This is a genomic window from Agrobacterium sp. CFBP2214, from assembly GCF_030209895.1.
Classification (GTDB): Bacteria; Pseudomonadota; Alphaproteobacteria; order Rhizobiales; family Rhizobiaceae; genus Agrobacterium; species Agrobacterium radiobacter.
Genome location: NZ_JARVRC010000003.1, coordinates 839,716 through 858,428 on the forward strand (window position 1 = coordinate 839,716; position 18,713 = coordinate 858,428).

Annotated in this window: 18 protein-coding genes; 6 read left to right on the forward strand and 12 right to left on the reverse strand. The window is 60.0% G+C overall.

From position 1 onward, the window contains the following. The first annotated feature begins 378 nt into the window (after positions 1-378). The 4 genes from puuD (at position 379) to QRN60_RS11430 (ending at position 5,185) form a co-directional block, all read left to right on the forward strand. A complete protein-coding gene (gene puuD / locus QRN60_RS11415; RefSeq protein ID WP_003510343.1) occupies positions 379-1,641 on the forward strand; it encodes a urate hydroxylase PuuD in 1,263 nt (420 codons plus the stop codon). Then, positions 1,638-2,948, forward strand: coding sequence for a guanine deaminase (gene guaD, locus QRN60_RS11420; protein ID WP_112355877.1), 1,311 nt, complete (start codon positions 1,638-1,640; stop codon positions 2,946-2,948). The genes puuD and guaD overlap by 4 nt, the downstream gene beginning before the upstream one ends. A 304-nt stretch (positions 2,949-3,252) precedes the next feature. Further along, a complete protein-coding gene (locus QRN60_RS11425) occupies positions 3,253-3,972 on the forward strand; it encodes a sulfite exporter TauE/SafE family protein (RefSeq protein WP_129564951.1) in 720 nt (239 codons plus the stop codon). Between the two features lie 79 nt (positions 3,973-4,051). Beyond that, positions 4,052-5,185, forward strand: coding sequence for an alpha-hydroxy acid oxidase (locus QRN60_RS11430; RefSeq protein ID WP_165000641.1), 1,134 nt, complete (start codon positions 4,052-4,054; stop codon positions 5,183-5,185). A gap of 193 nt (positions 5,186-5,378) precedes the next feature. On the opposite strand, the gene QRN60_RS11435 is transcribed toward QRN60_RS11430, so the two are convergent. Then, complete coding sequence (locus tag QRN60_RS11435) at positions 5,379-5,723, reverse strand: DMT family transporter (RefSeq protein WP_003509523.1); 345 nt, start codon at positions 5,721-5,723, stop codon at positions 5,379-5,381. Then, complete coding sequence (locus QRN60_RS11440) at positions 5,720-6,304, reverse strand: TetR/AcrR family transcriptional regulator (protein ID WP_035213485.1); 585 nt, start codon at positions 6,302-6,304, stop codon at positions 5,720-5,722. The genes QRN60_RS11435 and QRN60_RS11440 overlap by 4 nt, the downstream gene beginning before the upstream one ends. Positions 6,305-6,493: 189 nt before the next feature. Here QRN60_RS11440 and QRN60_RS11445 point away from each other — a divergent pair, with 189 nt between their 5' ends. Next, entirely contained in the window at positions 6,494-7,762 is a 1,269-nt protein-coding gene (locus tag QRN60_RS11445) for a D-alanyl-D-alanine carboxypeptidase (RefSeq protein ID WP_162692610.1), read from the forward strand. A gap of 3 nt (positions 7,763-7,765) precedes the next feature. On the opposite strand, the gene QRN60_RS11450 is transcribed toward QRN60_RS11445, so the two are convergent. The 9 genes from QRN60_RS11450 to QRN60_RS11490 form a co-directional block, all read right to left on the reverse strand. Continuing rightward, on the reverse strand, positions 7,766-8,509 hold the full coding sequence (locus QRN60_RS11450) for a metallophosphoesterase family protein (RefSeq protein ID WP_060725201.1): 744 nt from the start codon (positions 8,507-8,509) through the stop codon (positions 7,766-7,768). Positions 8,510-8,514: 5 nt separating this feature from the next. Continuing rightward, complete coding sequence (uraH, locus tag QRN60_RS11455; protein WP_112293578.1) at positions 8,515-8,871, reverse strand: hydroxyisourate hydrolase; 357 nt, start codon at positions 8,869-8,871, stop codon at positions 8,515-8,517. Beyond that, on the reverse strand, positions 8,868-9,368 hold the full coding sequence (locus QRN60_RS11460) for an ureidoglycolate lyase (protein ID WP_129564937.1): 501 nt from the start codon (positions 9,366-9,368) through the stop codon (positions 8,868-8,870). The genes uraH and QRN60_RS11460 overlap by 4 nt, the downstream gene beginning before the upstream one ends. A 3-nt stretch (positions 9,369-9,371) precedes the next feature. Continuing rightward, positions 9,372-9,734 carry a HepT-like ribonuclease domain-containing protein gene (locus tag QRN60_RS11465; protein ID WP_112293581.1) on the reverse strand — a complete coding sequence of 121 codons (363 nt, stop codon included), beginning with the start codon at positions 9,732-9,734 and terminating at the stop codon, positions 9,372-9,374. Then, positions 9,731-10,024 (reverse strand): nucleotidyltransferase family protein, encoded by a 294-nt coding sequence (locus QRN60_RS11470; RefSeq protein ID WP_003509513.1) that lies wholly within the window; start codon positions 10,022-10,024, stop codon positions 9,731-9,733. Before QRN60_RS11470 ends, QRN60_RS11465 begins: the two co-directional genes overlap by 4 nt. A gap of 53 nt (positions 10,025-10,077) precedes the next feature. Further along, positions 10,078-10,575 carry a 2-oxo-4-hydroxy-4-carboxy-5-ureidoimidazoline decarboxylase gene (uraD, locus tag QRN60_RS11475; protein WP_003509512.1) on the reverse strand — a complete coding sequence of 166 codons (498 nt, stop codon included), beginning with the start codon at positions 10,573-10,575 and terminating at the stop codon, positions 10,078-10,080. Further along, positions 10,575-11,498, reverse strand: coding sequence for an allantoinase PuuE (gene puuE, locus QRN60_RS11480; protein ID WP_111834848.1), 924 nt, complete (start codon positions 11,496-11,498; stop codon positions 10,575-10,577). The genes uraD and puuE overlap by 1 nt, the downstream gene beginning before the upstream one ends. 203 nt (positions 11,499-11,701) lie before the next feature. After that, complete coding sequence (locus QRN60_RS11485) at positions 11,702-12,409, reverse strand: DUF1045 domain-containing protein (protein WP_080866361.1); 708 nt, start codon at positions 12,407-12,409, stop codon at positions 11,702-11,704. A gap of 96 nt (positions 12,410-12,505) precedes the next feature. After that, on the reverse strand, positions 12,506-13,714 hold the full coding sequence (locus QRN60_RS11490; protein ID WP_129564938.1) for an NAD(P)/FAD-dependent oxidoreductase: 1,209 nt from the start codon (positions 13,712-13,714) through the stop codon (positions 12,506-12,508). Here QRN60_RS11490 and mnmC2 point away from each other — a divergent pair. After that, a complete protein-coding gene (mnmC2, locus tag QRN60_RS11495) occupies positions 13,713-14,504 on the forward strand; it encodes a tRNA (5-methylaminomethyl-2-thiouridine)(34)-methyltransferase MnmC2 (protein WP_129564939.1) in 792 nt (263 codons plus the stop codon). The two genes, QRN60_RS11490 and mnmC2, sit on opposite strands and share 2 nt — an antisense overlap. Before the next feature lie 31 nt (positions 14,505-14,535). Here mnmC2 and QRN60_RS11500 read toward each other — a convergent pair whose 3' ends face one another. Then, positions 14,536-18,210 carry a PAS domain-containing hybrid sensor histidine kinase/response regulator gene (locus tag QRN60_RS11500; protein WP_165000642.1) on the reverse strand — a complete coding sequence of 1,225 codons (3,675 nt, stop codon included), beginning with the start codon at positions 18,208-18,210 and terminating at the stop codon, positions 14,536-14,538. Positions 18,211-18,713 lie beyond the last annotated feature (503 nt).

Below are 18,713 nucleotides of genomic sequence, written 5' to 3' on the forward strand. Positions count from 1 at the left end.
GCCCCGCCCAGGGTTCGCAGCGCCCGCTTTCGGAAGAACCGCCAGCGAAACATGTCATTGAAGCCCTGCGCATCGGCGTAAAACCGGAATGGATTTCCGACGAAGCGCGCCCGAGGGCTCCGCAGCCTTATATTTTAGCACATCGGCAGACTGCACAAAGGATAATAGCTGAGTCGCGTTAGCCAGCTAAGCACAAACTGCGACAGGAATGAGCGGCTGCAACTTTACCGGGTCACCCCGCGTGCATGGGCGAACCGAAACAAGATTGCGGACACAAAGGCATCGGATTGTGAACAATCATGTTCCAACCTTTGCTTTTCACTTTCCTAACGGTCAAATTTCTCGCAAGGTGCGCTGCACAAGGATCAGGGGAACCGAATGTACGAATACGCCATTGCGTGGGAATGGATGGCCTTTGCCGTCCGCTGGCTCCACGTCATCACCGCCATCGCCTGGATCGGCTCATCCTTTTATTTCATCGCGCTCGATCTCGGGCTGGTCAAACGGCCGCATCTGCCGCCGGGGGCCTATGGCGAGGAATGGCAGGTACATGGCGGCGGTTTCTATCACATCCAGAAATATCTGGTCGCCCCCGCCCAGATGCCCGAGCACCTGACATGGTTCAAATGGGAAAGCTACGTCACCTGGCTTTCCGGCTTCGCCATGCTCTGCATCGTTTATTACGGTGGCGCCGATCTTTTCCTCATCGACCATTCCGTGCTGGCGCTCACCCAGTTCCAGGCCATCTGTCTTTCGCTCGCTTCGCTTGCCATCGGCTGGCTGTTTTACGATTTCCTCTGCAAATCGCCGCTCGGCAACAATACCTGGGGCCTGATGATCGTGCTCTATGTCGCGCTGGTGGCGATGGCCTGGGGTTATACGCAGGTCTTCACCGGCCGCGCCGCCTTCCTGCATCTCGGCGCATTTACCGCCACCATCATGTCGGCGAACGTGTTTTTCATCATCATTCCGAACCAGAAGATCGTGGTTGCCGACCTGATCGCCGGGCGCACGCCGGACCCGAAATATGGCCGCATCGCCAAGCAGCGCTCGCTGCACAACAACTATCTGACGCTGCCCGTCATCTTCTTCATGCTGTCGAACCATTATCCGCTGGCTTTTGCCACGCAGTTCAACTGGATCATCGCCGCACTCGTCTTCCTGATGGGCGTCACCATCCGCCACTGGTTCAACACCACCCACGCCCGCAAGGGCAAACCGACCTGGACCTGGCTGCTGACTGCGCTGATCTTCATCGTCATCATGTGGCTTTCCACCGTGCCGAAAGTGCTGACCGGCGAGGAGGAACAGAAGGCCGCCACGCTTTCGCCGATGCAGCAGCAATTCGTCAGCGACGCCCATTTCGCCAAGGCGCGTGATGTGGTTCAGGGCCGCTGTTCCATGTGTCATGCGGCCGAGCCGGTGTGGGAAGGCGTGCCCTTCACACCCAAATCCGTGAAGCTCGAAACCGACGAACAGATCGCCGCCCACGCGCGTGAAATCTATTTGCAAGCCGGGCGCAGCCATGCCATGCCTCCCGGCAACATCACAGCCATCACCCCGGATGAGCGCAAGGTGCTGACCGCCTGGTATGAAAGCGCGGTGTCCGGGACAGGAAAAGCCGAAGGAAAGACTGAATGAGCATGGTTCTGCTGCGTGGCCGCCTGCTGAGCTTCCGCCGCGCGCCGCTCTCGATCGACGATACGCAAAGCTATCTCTATATCGAAGATGGCGGCCTGCTTCTCGAAAACGGCAAGATTGCCGCCATCGGCGATTATGCCGATATTCGCAGCCAAGCGCCTGATGACATCGAGGAAAAGGATCACCGGCCGCATCTCATCGTGCCCGGCCTTATCGACATGCACCTGCATTTTCCGCAAATGCAGGTCATCGGCTCATACGCTGCCAATCTGCTGGAATGGCTGAACACCTATACCTTCCCGGAAGAATGCCGTTTCGTTGAAACCGCGCATGCCCAGCGCATCGCCACGCATTTTTACGACGAACTCCTGCGCCACGGCACCACCACTGCCGCCGCCTATTGCTCCGTGCACAAAACCTCCGCCGACGCCTTTTTTGCCGAAGCCATGAAGCGCGACATGCTGATGGTTGGCGGCAAGGTGATGATGGACCGCAACGCCCCGCAGGGCCTGCTGGACACGCCCGAGACCTCCTACGACGAGACCCGGCAAGTGATCGCCGACTGGCACGGCAAGGGCCGCAACCACGTCGCCATCACCCCTCGCTTCGCCATCACCTCCACGCCGAAGCAGATGGAAGCCGCCCAGGCGCTGGCGCAGGAATTTCCCGATCTCTTCATCCAGACGCATCTCTCCGAAAATCTGGACGAGATCAAATATACCTGCGAACTCTACCCCGAAGCGACCGACTATACCGATATCTATGTGCGTTACGGCCTGATGGGCAAAAAGACCCTGCTCGGCCACGCCATCCACCTCTCAGAGCGCGAAGCGGATGTGCTGTCGGAAACCGGCGCGGTGGCCGTGCATTGCCCCACCTCGAACCTCTTCATCGGCTCCGGCCTGTTCCCGATGAAGGAGCTGCAGCGTCGCGAAAAGCCGGTGCGGATCGCCGTTGCGACCGATATCGGCGGCGGATCGAGCTATTCCATGCTACGCACCATGGATGAGGCCTACAAGATCCAGCAATTGCTGGGCGAGCGCCTGAACCCGCTGGAAAGCTGGTATCTGATGACCCGCGGCAATGCCGAGGCGCTTTCCATGGTCGACCGCATCGGCACCCTGGAAGCCGGCACGGACGCCGACATCACGGTGCTCAACGCCTCTTCCACCCCCGCCATGGCGCTGAAGATGGAAGTAGTGAAAAGCCTGACGGAAGAACTGTTCCTGATGCTCACCATGGGCGACGACCGCACCGTCGTCGAAACCTACGTGGCCGGCAAGGCGATGAAAAGCACGCTTGCATAGTTCGGCTTGGGCCGAAGCACTTAGCCACAAACTCATTTACACAGTCACATATTGAATCGAGCGGGTGCCGCGTCTTTCTTCTCCCCGCCGGGGAGAAGTCCGCGGCAGCGGGATGAGGGGGCAAGGGTGGTGAGATACGGCAACGTCGCCCCCTCATCCGACCCTTCGGGCCACCTTCTCCCCGGCGGGGAGAAGAAACCGTGCCGCACCCGCTCGCTTTCTATGTCTGGCTGGCACCCCCGGCCAAAATGCGAATGACCTCTGGAGTGCGCCCGTGCCGGATTTAGACACAACCACCATGCTGATGGTTTTTGCCACCTTCACCGTCGCAGGCATCGTCAAGGGCGTCACCGGCATGGGGCTGCCCACCGTCGCCATGGGCGTGCTCGGCCTCTTCATGCCGCCGGTTGTTGCCGCAGGGCTGCTCATCCTCCCTTCCTTCATCACCAATATCTGGCAATTGCTGGCCGGCCCGGATTTCAGGGCTATCGTGGCGCGGCTCTGGCCGATGATGATCGCCATCGCCGCCGGCACGCTTCTCAGCGTCCGGCTGATGACGGCAGGCGCCGGCATCTGGACCACGTCGGCGCTCGGCCTGTGCCTTGCGGCTTATGCGGCCTACAGCCTTTTCGCAAAGCCCTTCGCCATTCCTGCGAGGCTGGAGCCGAAGCTCTCCCCCACCATTGGACTGGCGACCGGCCTGCTGACCGGCGGCACCGGCATTTTTGTTGTTCCCGCCGTGCCCTATATCCAGTCGCTCGGCTTCAGCCGCGATGATCTGGTGCAGGCGCTCGGCCTTTCCTTCACCGTTTCCACCATCGCACTCGCCACAGGCCTCGCCTCGCAGGGCGCCTTCCATGTCGAGCATCTGTCGCTGTCCGCGCTCGCCATCCTGCCGGCACTTCTCGGCATGTGGCTTGGCCAGAAGATCCGTAACATCGTCAGCCCTGCGACATTCCGGCGCTGGTTCCTCATCTGCCTGCTTTTATTGGGAGCCGAACTGTTTTTACGGGCTTTCTGGTGATCAACCCCGTCGATTTTGATGTTGCAGCCATCCCATTCATGTTATGTGAAGCCATCATTCAAATGTGAAGGCTTTATCCATGGGCAAAATCCTGACCATAGCGGACCTGAAGCAACAGGCTCAGCGCCGTGTGCCAAAAATGTTTTTCGATTACGCCGATAGCGGCGCTTGGACGGAAGGCACCTACCGCGCCAATGAGGAGGATTTTTCTAAGATAAAGCTGCGCCAGCGCGTGCTGGTGGATATGACCGACCGGTCGCTGGCGACCGAAATGGTCGGCCAGAAGGTGTCCATGCCGGTAGCACTCTCCCCCACCGGCCTCACGGGCATGCAGCATGCCGATGGCGAAATGCTGGCCGCACAAGCGGCGGAGGAATTCGGCGTGCCCTTCACGCTCTCCACCATGAGCATCTGCTCCATAGAGGATGTCGCCTCGGTCACCTCGAAACCCTTCTGGTTTCAGCTTTACGTGATGAAGGATCGTGACTTCGTCAACAATCTGATCGACCGCGCCAAGGCCGCCGGATGCTCTGCGCTGGTGCTGACCCTCGACCTGCAAGTGCTTGGCCAGCGCCATAAGGATCTGCGCAACGGCCTGTCCGCCCCGCCGAAATTCACCCCGAAACACATCTGGCAGATGGCGACGCGGCCGAAATGGTGCATGGACATGCTGCGCACCAAGCGCCGCAGCTTCGGCAACATCGTCGGCCACGCCAAGAATGTCTCCGACCTGTCATCGCTCTCCTCCTGGACGGCGGAACAGTTCGATCCGCGCCTGTCCTGGAAGGATGTCGAATTGATCAAGCAGCGCTGGGGCGGCAAGCTGATCCTCAAGGGCATTCTTGACGAGGAAGATGCGCGCGCCTCACTCGATACCGGCGCCGACGCCATCATCGTCTCCAACCATGGCGGCCGCCAGCTCGACGGCGCACACTCCTCCATCGCCATGCTGCCGAAGATCGTCGACGCCGTCGGCGATAAGGTCGAGGTGCATATTGATGGCGGCATCCGCTCGGGTCAGGATGTGCTGAAAGCGGTCGCGCTCGGCGCCAGGGGCACTTATATCGGCCGGCCTTTCCTTTATGGCCTCGGTGCCGATGGCAAACAGGGCGTGACGACAGCGCTCGAGATCATCCGCAAGGAGATGGATGTCAGCATGGCGCTTTGCGGCAAGCGGCTGATTACGGATGTGGATCGCAGTATTCTGGCGTGATGGCGACAGAGGGCGGTAGTCTCTCTTCCGTCATGCCGGACTTGATCCGGCATCCAGCCACGGCGCGTCTGCGCCGTGAGAAATCAGCCTTTCGCGATCAAGGACTTGACCGCACTGGACCCCGGATCAAGTCCGGGGTGACGGAGTGTGTATATCGCCCTCTGTCACCAATCCCACATGCAAATAACCACCCTCAATGCCCCACCGTCTTCGAAAACACATTCACAATCACCACGCCGGTGATGATGAAGCCGAGGCCGACCACGGCGGCGAGATCAAGCGTCTGGCGGAAAACAAAATACCCGATGCCGGAAATCAGCACGATGCCGAGCCCGCTCCAGATCGCATAGGCCACACCGACCGGCAGCGCCCGCAGCGTGAATGACAGCAGATAAAAGGCCGCACCGTAAAACAGCGCCATCAGCACTGTCGGCAGCAACCGGGTGAATTGCTGCGACTGCTGCAGGAAAGAGGTGGCGATGACCTCGCAGACAATGGCCGCGACGAGCGCCCCATAGGTGAAGATTGCCGCGTTCATCGTTCCATTTCCTTCTTCGTCTGGGCGATCATCCGGGCCTTGAGAGCCGCCCTGTCGCCACCTGCCCTGCCGTCATCGGCCAGAAGATCGGCAAACCAGATGCCGTCAGCTGCAAGCCTTACGAGCTCCAATACCACCCCCTCATCCGTTTCCTTGTGACGGATGAGACGTCCTTCGTACCAGCTGGTCCACATGCGCCGAAGCGACGGTTCACCGACCATCGATACCGATAGCGCAGCCCACTGCCTGCCCGATTCCCGGTCGCGATCGGCAAAAACCGCGTTCACATAGGCCCGGGTGAAGCATCCATGGGCTTCACGATCCTGTGAGATGAGCACGTCGATTTCCGCATCCAGCGCCGAAAGAAGGTCCGCCATGACAGCTTCCAGCAACGCCTGCTTGGAGGCGAAATGGTGAAACAGCCCACCCTTCGTCACCCCCGCCGCGTCCGCCACCGCCTGCACGGAAAGCGCCGCAACACCTTGGTCAGCAGCAAGTTTCGCCGCGCAATCGAGAAGATTGCGGCGCACGATCTCAGGCTGCTTTTTGCGTTCATGTGCATTTGTCATGGCGATAAACATACCGGATGGTTGGTTTCTTTTCAAGAAAATTGTGAGGGCAGCCATCGGGTTGAATTTCATACTTAATTAAGCATGAAAGCGATCTCTAAAGTTTTAGCGGTTTTGTTGCCGGAAAGTGTCAGTAGAACTTCGCTCATTGCGGCGATCGAACAAAAGGGGTGGATTATGTCGGGAACGGTCAAACGGGGAATGGCGGGTGCATGGGTCTTCGCACTCACCTTCTTTTGCGCGATCCTCTCATTGCAGGCATCGCCTGCGCAGGCCGGCTATGCCCATTTCATCATGGACGCCAATACCGGCAAGGTTCTGGCCGCCCGCAATGCCGATGTGCTGAACCACCCGGCATCACTCACCAAGATGATGACGCTTTACATGACCTTCGAGGCGCTGCACGCCGGGCGGCTTCGCTGGGACCAGAAGATAACGATGTCCAAGAATGGTGCAGCCGTTATCCCCTCGAAGCTCTATGTGCGACAGGGCAAGACCTTCACCGTGCGCGAGGCCGTTTATGGTATGATCGTCAAATCCGCCAATGACATGGCCGAAGGTATGGGCGATCACCTCGGCGGCTCCGAAGCGCGGTTCGCCGAGATGATGACCCGCAAGGCCCGCCAGCTCGGCATGACGAAGACGGTGTTCCGCAACGCCTCCGGCCTGCCCAGCAAATCGCAGGTGACGACTGCGCGCGACATGGCCAAGCTCGGCCTTGCGCTGCAGCGCGACTTTCCCAAGGAATACGGCCTCTTCGCCATGGAATCCTTCAGTTTCCGGGGAAAACGCATCCGTGGCCACAACAATCTGATGTATCGTTATCAGGGCATGGACGGCATCAAGACCGGTTATACCAATGCATCAGGTTTCAACCTCGTCAGCGCCATCAATCACAATGGCCGCCGCGTCGTCGGCGTCGTGCTGGGCGGCAAGACCGCGCGCAGTCGCGATGCGCAGATGGCCGCCCTTCTCGACAAGGCCGTGCCGCAGGCATCGAGAAGCCGCAATACCGAACAGCTCGTCGCCAGCGCCAGTGTCAGCCGCACCTTCGATGTGCCGCCCGCAGCCGTGCCGCTCCCCATGTTCGCCGAACGCCGCTCCGACCCGGTCGCCATGCAGATCGCCACGGCCAACAACCAGATGGCCGACATGATCCAGGTCTCCGCCATTCCGAAACCCGCACCCGCCGCTGCCATTGGCCAGCCCACGGGCCAGAGAAGCCGCTGGGAAGTGCAGATTGCCGCAACCGACAGCGAAGCCGCCGCACGCTCGCTGCTCGCCAATGCCCGTTCCAACATCGGCAGCTATGCCGGGATCGCTCCCTATACCGAAGCAGTACAAAGCGGATCGGCGACGCTCTACCGCGCCCGGTTCACCGGCTTCGAAGATCAGTCTTCGGCCGTTTCCGCCTGCAAGGAACTGAAGGCGCAATCCTACGCCTGCGTGGTGATGACCAGCGAGGGGTGATGCCTAGCGCTTCAGCCAGCCGTTCTCCAGTGCATCAGCCAGATAGGGAATGCCGTTGACCCGCGCCATTTCGGACATGGCCAGATTGTCGTAACGGATATTCCGGAAATAGACCTGCCAACCGCGCCCGGTCTCTTCCAGCACGGCATAGGTGGCGAGCGGATGACCGGCCTCGACGTGATGGTCGAAAGGCGTGTCGTCCTTCCAGCCGGGGCAGCCGACGCTGCCGGGATTGACGATCAGCCGGCCATCGGAAAGCTGCACGGCACGGGGAATATGCGTGTGGCCGCACAGCATCAGCGGCTGGGTGATACCATCAGCCATGGCTTCGATTTCGGCGAGCGGCCGCAATTTCAAAACGCCTTCCGGCGAAAGCGTCTCGAGCCAATATTCCAGATCGCCGCGCGGTGAGCCGTGGCAGCAATAGGCGACGTCCTTGAACACCATGCTGAACGGCAGCGTTTGCAGCCAGTCCATATGGGCTGGGCTCAGCTGCGCGTGCGCTGGCCTTTCCCAGCTCCCCATCTCCTCCGGCGCGCGCTCGATCAGCTCGCGATCATGATTGCCGCGAATGCTGGGTATCCAGTTGCCAACAAGCACATCGCCGGTAAATCCCGCTTCCAGCGGACCGCTGAAACAATCACCGAGATTGACGATATCCTTGATGCCAAGCCTGGCGATATCCTCCAGCACGGCTTCGAGTGCGGCGCAGTTTCCGTGAATATCGGCAATGGCGGCAAAGATCATGGCGATCAGCTTCCTCGATAGGTCGAATAGCTATAGGGCGAAAGCAAAAGCGGCACATGGTAATGGCCGCTCTCATCGGCAATGCCGAAACGGATCGGGATAATATCGAGAAAGGCCGGCTCCGGAAGCGCGATGCCCTTGCCGCGCAGATAATCACCGGCATGGAAAAGCAGTTCATATTCGCCGGCCTTGAAACTGTCGCCGACAAGCAGCGGCCCGCCATCGACACGGCCGTCGTTATTGGTCTTCACCGTCTTCAGCTTCTCGCGGCGATCACCGGAGAGCCGGTAAAGCTCGATCACCAGCCCTTCGGCGGGTGTGCCATGGGCGGCATCGAGGACATGGGTTGTCAAACCGGTCATAGGCTGGGCTCCGCGATCATATAGGGCTTATCGAAAAAATACTCTTCCAGATTGTTGCCCGGTCCCTCGCGGTCGGCAACCAGAAAATCCGAAACCGCCTGCAACGGCATCAGCGGATAATGCCAGACATTGCGGCGGTAATTCACGCCCTGATCGCCCCGCGCCAGAAACACCTGCGGCCGCGCCGGACGGCCTCCGTCATCTTCCGCAACGACGACGAGGAAAGGCCTGCTGGACAGCGGCGAAAAACTCTGGCTGCCGAGCGGATGCCGCTCCATCATCTCGATGTTATGCGGGAACACCCGCGGCTGCCCCCGGAAGATGTTGAGGATGATGCGTGCGCCCTCGCCCGCCGCCTCGGGTGCGGCAAGCGCATGATGCCGTTCGGTCTGGCCGCCATTGATGGCCCGCATGGAGGAAGGCGTGATTTCGATCACATCGCCGAAGGATGCGAAAGCCTCTTTGGTGAGAGGTTCTATGTCGAGAAAATCAGTCAAATGTCATTCACCTTGGGCATGCCAGTTTTGCAGAAGTAAGAGTCTGTCCAGAAGATCCGGTATAGCCGTCTGTGTCGTATCCCAAACGGTTTCCAGATTGATGCTCAGATATCCGTACGCGATCCTGTTCCGCATGCCGCGCATCTTGACCCACGGGATATCCGGAAAATCCGCCACGAAAGCCGGAAACTCGTCCATTATCCGCGCCGTCGTTTCGCCGATAATCAGAAGGTTCATCGCCACCGCCCGTTGACGGACCAGGTCAGCCAGAAATTCGTCCTTTGTCTTCAATCGAACGAAGTCGATGGTTTCCGAAGCAATCTGTCTGATGTCCTGAAGATAAACATGCAGTCGCTCGGCGCTCATACGGGCTTCGCTTCCTGCAGAACCTTCACACGAACACGCTCGGGAAAATCCCCTGGCGTCAATAGATGAATTTCTGTGCCGCGCATGATGGCTGATAGCTCTTCCAACAAGCCGCCCAGATCAAACAAGGTGGCACCCGGCAATGCATCCACCAGAATATCGAGATCGCTGTCCGGCCGGTCCTCACCGCGGGCGACGGAGCCGAACACGCGCGGGTTCGCCGCGTTGAAGCGCTTCGTCGCTTCGCGGATCGCTTCCCTGTTCTTTTCCAGCACCTCGGAAGGTCTCATGATCTCCATCTCCAGTCAGCGCGATTCTAACAGAACGACCCCAACTCGCCAATTCAGCCTTCCGGCAGCATCGCGGAAAGACGCAGCCAGGCGATCTTTTCCACCTGCGCCGTCGCAGTCTCAAATTCTTCGGCCGCATCATTGCCGATACGTGTCTCGAACGCCGAGAGAATATCGTGCCTGTTCAGCCCCTTGACCGCGATGATGAAGGGAAAGCCGAATTTTTCGGTATAGGCGCTGTTCAATTCGGTAAAACGGGCATGTTCTTCCGGGGTAAGACGGTCCAGCCCCGCACCGGCCTGTTCGTTGCGGCTGTCGGCTGTCAACTCGCCCGCGATCGCCAGCTTGCCGGCCAGATCGGGATGCGCCCGCAACACGCCGAGCCTTTCCGCCTCGGAAGCGGCGCGAAACTGCGCACAAAGCGCGGCATGAACCGCCTTCGCCGTCAGTTCCAGGCCCGCTCCGCCGGCATCGTAGGCCCGTTCGGCGATGAAGGACGAATGTTCAAACACGCCGCCGAAGCGGGCGACAAATTCCTCACGGGTCACCATCAGAGCGCCTCCGGCTTATGATGTTCGTGCCAGTGACGGGCGATCTCGATGCGCTGCGGGATCCACACTTTCTCGTGGCCGAGCACATATTCGATGAAACGGCGAAGCGCCGCCGCACGGCCGGGGCGGCCGACAAGACGGCAATGCAGGCCGACGCTCATCATCTTCGGCGCGCCTTCAATACCTTCCTGATAAAGCACGTCGAAAGCATCTTTCAGATAAGTGAAGAACTGGTCGCCGGAATTGAAACCCTGCGGCGTGGCGAAACGCATATCGTTGGTTTCAAGCGTATAGGGAATGATCAGGAAAGGCTCGTCCTTCACGCCCTTCACCCAATATGGCAGATCGTCGGCATAGGAGTCCGACGAATAGAGGAAACCGCCATCTTCCATGACAAGACGCAGCGTGTTGTCCGAGGGCTTGCCCTGATACATGCCATAGGGACGCTCGCCGGTAACCTCCGTGTGCAGACGCACGGCCTCGACTATATGCTTGCGCTCTTCCTCTTCGGAAAAATCCTTGTATTCCAGCCAGCGGTAACCGTGGCTGGCGATTTCCCATCCCGCTTCCTTCATCGCCGCAACGGCTTCGGGGTTGCGGGCCATGGCTGCCGTCACGCCATAAACGGTGGTGGTGACGCCGAGACCGGTGAACATGCGCCACAGCCGCCAGAAGCCGGCGCGCGAGCCATATTCATAGATCGATTCCATGTTCAGGTTGCGCTGGCCGGGCCAGGGCTGCGCACCGACGATTTCCGACAGCAGCGATTCCGACGCCTTGTCATTATCGAGAATGCAGCTCTCGCCGCCCTCCTCGTAATTGATGACGAACTGCACGGCGATGCGCGCACCGCCCGGCCATTTCGGATCGGGAACATTGCGGCCGTAGCCCACCAGATTACGGGAGTAATTTTCGGAAATCATGCAGCCACCCAGAACATCTCTCCCAAAGCGGAAACCGATTAGGGAGACATAAAACAGACCTCCAAAACGCGACGACCCGGAAAGGGCACAACAGACGCTTCAGATATGCGATATCCGAACGGTAGCATCCGCATCCGGAATGTCGAGATCAATCTTGCCGACATTCCGATGCTTTTTTGTATACGATTACCGCAATGTGCTCTTCAGGCAATCTTCCGGGCGGAAACGCGGCCCATGGGGTGAAGCGAGTGTACGCGGAAAGGCGCGCCCGGTTCATCCTCGATGAAGAGCGCAAGGCTGGAGAATTGCAGGGACCGGGTCAGCAACGGCTCGAAAACCTTGCGCACGGCCCGTTCGATCCTCTGGCTGCTGGAAGCTTCCACACCGCCCGTCAGCGACATCTGGAACCGGAACTCGTCCATCACATGCGGGCTGCCCCAGCGATGCAGATTGGTGAGCTGTGAGGCCGAAAGCCGGTCCGGATCCGCCCGCTCGATTTCCGCCTCGGAAAGCGGCGCACGGTAGCGGTCGAATTCCTGCACCACGCGGGCGGCAAAAAAATGCAGCACTTCGCAGGGACGCTCGGGAACAAGACTGAAGACATTATCGTGCCTTGCCACCACCAGTTGTGGCAACGTGAAAGGATCCTGCCTGCCGGAAAAATACATCAGGTCCCGCAAAAGCGCTGCTTCGGAATGGCCTTCGGCAAGGCGGAAAGGAGCCTTGATCGTGCCATGGAAACCATACCGGCGCGGCAGGGCCGTATGGTAGGAAATCTCCTGCATGCCGAGGTCGATCGTGCCGGGAGGCTCCACCGCCTGACCGGAATAGACATCGCGCCCCAACCACGCGGCGGCCGCCTGCGTCAGGGGGTCATTGGGGGAAGGCGTGAAATGAATGGCGTATCGCATGCGCTGTCACCTCGCCGCAAATGCGGACAAACCGGCCTCTTTGCAGGCCAGCAGATAAGTGATTTGCGTGACAGATTAACGACGTGGGCGGCCTGATCAGAACTTTCTAAAGTCCGCGACGGCAATACTCACGTGTTCTTGAAGGTGAAAGCCCGAGGGGATGACAGGCGTGTGACCACACACGGTCTGCAATGCCGCATCGGCAAGAAAATGTGCAAGACCGAAGCTGACCTTGAAGCCGCCGGTCAGCGCAACGATCCTCGGATGGCCGGGGATCGCGCCCACCATCGGGTCCCTCCCCACCGCCTTCGGCCGCAGCCCGGCCCAGCGTTCCAGCACCGGCGCGCCGGTAAGCGAGGGAACAACGGCAGACGCGTCGGCAAGCAGTTTTTCAAGCTTTTCATCGGTACTTAAGGGATCGGAAAAACAATCTTCGCTGGTACTGCCGATCGCAACGGTGCCGTCTTCATGCGGCACGATATAAAGACCGTTCAGAAACACGACCGGCATCGCCGGGTCGGCCGCCGCGTCGAGAAGCGCTGCCTGTCCCTTCACCGCCTGCCCGAGCGTAACGCCCGCCTCCAGACCGAGAGCATCGCGGATCAAGGGGAAAGAATCATGTCCGTTGGCAACGATGACATGGCCGAAAGAGACCTCGTCGCCCGACGACAGCACCGCCCGCCCGGCTTCAGCGTCAAGCGAAAGGACGCGGCAACCCTGCGCCAGCCGCACATGCCGCGTCTTGCCAAGAAAAGCCGAAAGAAGGGCGATCATCGCACGCGGCGAGACCCGCGCCGCCAGCGTATCGAACACGAAACCCGCCTCACCCGCCGCGTCATCCACCCAGCCCGCAACCGAAGGGCTGTCGCCGACATGCCAATGGAACCGGCGCTCACCCGACACCCAGTTCTCCAGCGCATCCAGTTCATGCCGCTCGGCAATGGCGCGCAGATGCGGCTTCGGCAGTGGAATGATCCGGCCTGAGCGGCGGTAGCCGGCGGAAAGCCCGGTCTCCGCTTCCAGCCCGGCGATCTCTTTTTCCAGCGCAACGAGGGCATCGAACTGGAACTGCTTCTTGTCCGACCAGCGATCCGGCATATGCGGCATCAACGCGCCCAGCAGCCCGCCGCTGGCGCCGCCGCCGGGGCGACCCGCCTCCACCAGCAATGTATCGATGCCGAGCCTTTCCGCCTTGACGGCGGCCCACAGCCCCATGATGCCGCCGCCGACGATGAGGAGCGGCACGGAAGCCGGCAATCTTGGAGATTGACCCTGTTCGAAAGCGGGATTATCGGCTTTAGCCATGAAACATTCCAACGACACTTTCACAGATACTGGCACAGATACTGGCACAGATACTGGCCCAGAAACTGGCGCTGCGACCGGCTCACCGGCCGGAGAAACCCCCACGGCGCTCGACTGGCGTGACGGGGATATGCCCTATTCACTGGCCTTTGACGACCATTTTTATTGCCAGACGGACGGCAGGCTGGAATGCGGCCATGTGTTCCTCTCCGGAAACGGCCTGCCAGAACGTTGGCTCGAACGGGAGGGTGTCTTCCGCATCGGCGAACTCGGCTTCGGCACCGGGCTTAACCTCTGCGAGACATGGCGCCAATGGAAAGAGGCCCGCAACGGCCGCTCCAGGCTGCATTTCATCTCCTTCGAACTCTACCCGATGAAGGCGGAGGAAATCGACCGGGCGCTTTCCCGCTGGCCGGAAGTGGATGCCGAACGCAAGGCGCTCACCGCCCTCTGGCCTGCCGAGCCGAAAGGCCGGGTCGAGATCCAGCTCGATGACGAAACGCAGCTGACGGTGGTTTGCGGCGAGGCGCTCGCCGGCATTTCCGCAAGCGCGGAAAGTTTCGACGCCTGGTTTCTCGATGGCTTCGCACCCGCGCGCAATCCGGACATGTGGTCGCTGGAGATCATGCAGGCGCTTTTCGCAAAGACGACGCCGGGAGGCACATTCGCCACCTATGCCGCCGCCGGATTCGTTCGCCGCAACCTCATCGCCGCCGGTTTTGAGCTGGAGCGCCGGAAAGGATTTGCCGGGAAGCGCGAGATGCTCTGCGGCACCAAGCCCTTCGGCTGACGCCAGGCAGAAGCATATTCTAGTCGGAAACTCAGACGCCCGGCGCGTCGCGGCGCGGCATGTTTTCGCCCAGCCATTGCGCGATCTTGTCTTCAAGCGTTTCCGGGCTGATGGGCTTCGACAGATAATCATCCATGCCCGCCTCCAGGCATAGTTCCCGATCCGCCTCCTGCGTATGGGCGGTAACGCCGATGATCGGTACATGCCTGCCGTCGGCGGCGGTCTGTTCGGCCGCGCGGATGGCCTGCGTCGCCTGATGCCCGTTCATGACCGGCATCGAGACATCCATCAGGATGATGGCAGGATTTTTCTCCTGCCACGCCTGTACGGCTTTCTTGCCATTACCGACGATCAGAAAACGCAGACCCGCCTGCTGCAATATCTGGGTGAAAACAATCTGGTTGACGTCATTGTCCTCGGCCACCAGCACATCGACAAGGCTGGGCCGATGCCGCGCCGGCACCGCCGTTGATATATCAGCCCGCTGTTTCCTTTCGACGGCGCCGTTTTCCGGCCGGATGGCGCCCTCACCGCGGCCTGCCTCACGCGGGGACGGAGCCTGCCGGGCGCGTTTCAGCCGCACATCCCGCACCACATCGAACAGAGTGGAGCGCAGGAGCCGCGCCCGCGCCGGCTTCATCAGATGCGCCTGCACGTTGAGATCGGTAAAGAGCGTCTCGTCACCGACAACATCCATGGAGGTCAGGAAAACAATGGCGATGTCGTCAAAGCGCGCATCCGCCCGGATGCGCTCCACCACATCCAACCCGTTCATGACGGGCATATGATAATCGAGAATGATGGCGTCGAGGGAAAATCCGAGCGAGGCTGCCTCCTGCAGCACGGCGATGCCGGAAGGCCCGTCTTCCACCGCATGGCCGTCTACGCCCCAGCTTCTCAGCTGCTCCGTCAATATACGGCGATTGACATCGTTGTCGTCAATGACGAGCACACGGATATCGTCGATCGCCACGGAAAGAAGCGGGAGGTCGCGCTGTCTCTCGGTCACCTGAAACGGAATATTGACCTCGAAGGCCGATCCCTTGCCGACGTCGCTGACGACATTGATCGCGCCATCGAAAAGACCGACGAGGCCGACCGTGATCGCCAGCCCCAGTCCCGTTCCTTCGTGCCGACGCGTCGCGGAGCCATCAACCTGGCTGAACTTGTCAAAGATGGTTTCGAGCTTGTCTGCCGGAATGCCGATGCCGCTGTCTTCGACGCGCAATGACAGAATGGCCTCGGACGCTTCCGCCGACCGCGCCGAAAGCTCGACCAGCACATGCCCCGTTTCCGTAAACTTGACGGCGTTTCCAACGATATTGGTGACGATCTGCCGAAAGCGTCCGGCATCGCCGATGACCTTGCCGAAGACAGAAGCATCGATCCGGACGATCAGCTCGATGTCCTTTTCCAGCGCCGCCGAGGACAGCAGCGACACCACATCCTCGACCGCCTCCGCCGGATCGAAAGGCACGCTGCGCAGCTTCATCTGCCCGGCCTCGATCTTCGAGAAATCGAGAATATCATTGATGATCGTCAGAAGCGCATTGCCTGACTTGACGATGATATCGGTAAAGGTCTTCTGCCGCGTATCGAGATTGGACTTGGCCAGAAGCTCCGCCATGCCGAGAACGCCATTCATCGGCGTGCGGATTTCATGGCTCATATTGGCCAGGAATTCCGATTTGGCCCGATCGGCCGCTTCCGCGCGTGACAGCAGCCGCTGTAATTCCTCTTCACGCAGCTTCATCTCGGTCACATCGGTAACGATGATGAGCCAGTAATTGCCGGAACTGTTGGTGGCTTCCAGATTGAGCCAGCTTTTGCCGGCGACATGGATGAGCCAAGAAAACGGCCGGTTGGCGGCGATATTCTCCCTCCAGGCGGCAAGCGTCCCGGCCGCTTCGTCAGCCGTGCCGAAATCCCCGCGCCCGGCGCAATGGGCGAAGAAACCCGACCAGTTGCAGCCCTTTTCCAGGAGATGCGGCGGCACGTCGAACATGCGCGCCATCGCCTCGTTGGACATGATGATCGTGCCCTGCTCGACCAGCACCAGCCCCTGCGCCATGGCGCGCGTGGCGCCCTGCATATATTCGCCGACCCGCTCCAGTTCGGCCTTTGCCTTGCTGATCTCAACATCGCGCATGCGCACATCGGTGACATCGGCATAGGTGCTGAGGATTTTCCCGCCTTCGAGCCGGGTTTTCGAAATGACGGTAACCTTGCCGCTTTTGCTGCGCACCTCACGTGGCGCAAAGACCTCCTCCTGCAGAAGCCGCTGCACCCGCTCGCCATAGACCTCATCGAAAGGTCTGTCGCCATAGTCATAAAGGCCGCTGTCGAAATTCATCTCCATGAATTCGCGATAGCTTTTGCCGACCAGCGACTTCTCGCCGCCGATCTCGCCCCAGACCTCATAGAAGAACGGATTGACATATTCGATGACGAGATCGGCGCTAAGCAGCAGCACGCCCACCGGCAGGGCATGGAGAACCGCTTCGAGCTGGCGGTGCAGCGCCTCAGCCTCGGCCTGCGCCGCGATCAGCGCCTTTTCCCGGTCCTGCAACAGGCTGGCATCGGTGACCGAGCCCACCAGATAATATTCATCGTCAGGCGTCGCCACCCGGCCGAGCCTTGTGATGACGGGAACGACCCTGCCATCCGAAAGCGGAACGCTTCCCGTCTTTTCAACGGCCTCTCCGGTTCGCAGAATATGCTCGTTTTCCCGCTGGAACTGCAGGCCTTCCTCCGGAAACATCTCGCATTCGGTCTTGCCGATATGGTCGGCGAGGCTGCCGCCCAGATATTTCTCATAGGCCGCATTGGCAAAGGTCAGCCGCCTGTCCTGATCCCTCAGGAACACGCCGACCGGCAATTGCTCCAGTGCGGCGCGCAGAAGCCAGGTCTCGCGAATCTGCGTGCTCAGAAGCGTCTCATGCGCCTTGAACTCGGTGACATCCACCCGCAGCCCGACAAGCATGCCGTTTTCCAGCCGCTTGTTGACCATGCGCACCCAGCGGCCATCGGCAAACTGCTCCACCCTTTCGAGATAGGGCAGGGAAAACTCCCGCAACTGCTCCTGCATCCACCCTTCGAATGCCGGATCGTCTTCTTTCGCGTCGCGGTAGCCGCTCGAAAAATAAATGGCCCTCATCAGCGTCTCGAGCGGGACGCCGGCCTTCAGTTCGACACCGAGGGCGCTGTAGAACTCCCTGAACCGGGCGTTGCAGTAGACCAGCCGGTTTTCGCGGTCATAAATGACGATACCCGCATCAACGAGATCGATCACGCCGCTGTCAAACAGCAGGTCCGAAGCGCTGCCGGCGTCAGGAAAAATCTCCACGACGGCGGACGGCATGTCCTCGAACACCTCGAACAGGAACAGATTGCCGTCGTCACCGGTGAAACGTTCGCAACGAAGCGTATATGGCCCGGACGAATCCGCGCCATGGCAGGCGATCATCTCATCCGTGGCGAAGACCAGCGAGCGGCGCTCCCTGTCCTCCCGCTCGGCATCGCGAATATCGGCGGAAAGGGAAAGGCTGGTGTATCCTTTGAACGCTCCGGACGGGCGTCCCATGACCCGGCCATAGGCGGCGTTGACCGCGACATAGCGCAGCTCGCTGTCCTTGATGCACGCGGGCAGGTCCAGGGCGGCCACAGCCCTGCAAGCCTTTTCCAGCAACCCGCAGCCTTCGGTCAATCGATACTCCACACCCTGCAGTCCATTCTTGTCGAATCAAATAGTTCTGGACGCCGTCGCAAAAACGTTATGTGAGAAAATCGATCTTTGCTATGTATCCGACGGTGCCGTTACCCTTTTTTAACCATAATTCTTCGCCTGCGCCTGTGCCGTCACGGTATTCGCCGGCCACCGAGATGCATGGCTGCCATGCGCCCTCCTGCGGCCGTGTTACAAAACTATTGCTTGACTTTGACGCACAAAACGCCCACATGCCCCTCAAGCTTTCACCTTTGGCAGCCGCGTGAGCTGCAGCGTATGACCAGAAAAACTTCCTTAAAAAAGGAATCTGGCCCGCATGAAGGAAAAGCGCAAAGAATACAGAAGACGGCATGTGCCGCACTGATGCGCAGAAAGTTATTCCAACCCACAAGTTCCCAATTCACGCGGGGTTCTTGACGCCGAGACCACCGGACAGCAGCCCTGCTCCGGATGAGTTTGTTTTGGCGCCCCGAAAGGCATTA

Excerpts from the sequence above, each read along its gene's own strand:
- QRN60_RS11465 (WP_112293581.1), bottom strand. The coding sequence starts at position 9,734 with ATGAGCGCCGAGCGACTGCATGTTTATCTTCAGGACATCAGACAGATT.
- QRN60_RS11485 (WP_080866361.1), bottom strand. The coding sequence starts at position 12,409 with ATGCGATACGCCATTCATTTCACGCCTTCCCCCAATGACCCCCTGACG.
- puuD (WP_003510343.1), top strand. The coding sequence starts at position 379 with ATGTACGAATACGCCATTGCGTGGGAATGGATGGCCTTTGCCGTCCGC.
- QRN60_RS11445 (WP_162692610.1), top strand. The coding sequence starts at position 6,494 with ATGGCGGGTGCATGGGTCTTCGCACTCACCTTCTTTTGCGCGATCCTC.
- uraD (WP_003509512.1), bottom strand. The coding sequence starts at position 10,575 with ATGGTGACCCGTGAGGAATTTGTCGCCCGCTTCGGCGGCGTGTTTGAA.
- guaD (WP_112355877.1), top strand. The coding sequence starts at position 1,638 with ATGAGCATGGTTCTGCTGCGTGGCCGCCTGCTGAGCTTCCGCCGCGCG.
- QRN60_RS11490 (WP_129564938.1), bottom strand. The coding sequence starts at position 13,714 with ATGGCTAAAGCCGATAATCCCGCTTTCGAACAGGGTCAATCTCCAAGA.
- mnmC2 (WP_129564939.1), top strand. The coding sequence starts at position 13,713 with ATGAAACATTCCAACGACACTTTCACAGATACTGGCACAGATACTGGC.
- QRN60_RS11450 (WP_060725201.1), bottom strand. The coding sequence starts at position 8,509 with ATGATCTTTGCCGCCATTGCCGATATTCACGGAAACTGCGCCGCACTC.
- QRN60_RS11425 (WP_129564951.1), top strand. The coding sequence starts at position 3,253 with ATGGTTTTTGCCACCTTCACCGTCGCAGGCATCGTCAAGGGCGTCACC.
- QRN60_RS11470 (WP_003509513.1), bottom strand. The coding sequence starts at position 10,024 with ATGAGACCTTCCGAGGTGCTGGAAAAGAACAGGGAAGCGATCCGCGAA.
- QRN60_RS11430 (WP_165000641.1), top strand. The coding sequence starts at position 4,052 with ATGGGCAAAATCCTGACCATAGCGGACCTGAAGCAACAGGCTCAGCGC.
- puuE (WP_111834848.1), bottom strand. The coding sequence starts at position 11,498 with ATGATTTCCGAAAATTACTCCCGTAATCTGGTGGGCTACGGCCGCAAT.
- QRN60_RS11440 (WP_035213485.1), bottom strand. The coding sequence starts at position 6,304 with ATGTTTATCGCCATGACAAATGCACATGAACGCAAAAAGCAGCCTGAG.
- QRN60_RS11435 (WP_003509523.1), bottom strand. The coding sequence starts at position 5,723 with ATGAACGCGGCAATCTTCACCTATGGGGCGCTCGTCGCGGCCATTGTC.
- uraH (WP_112293578.1), bottom strand. The coding sequence starts at position 8,871 with ATGACCGGTTTGACAACCCATGTCCTCGATGCCGCCCATGGCACACCC.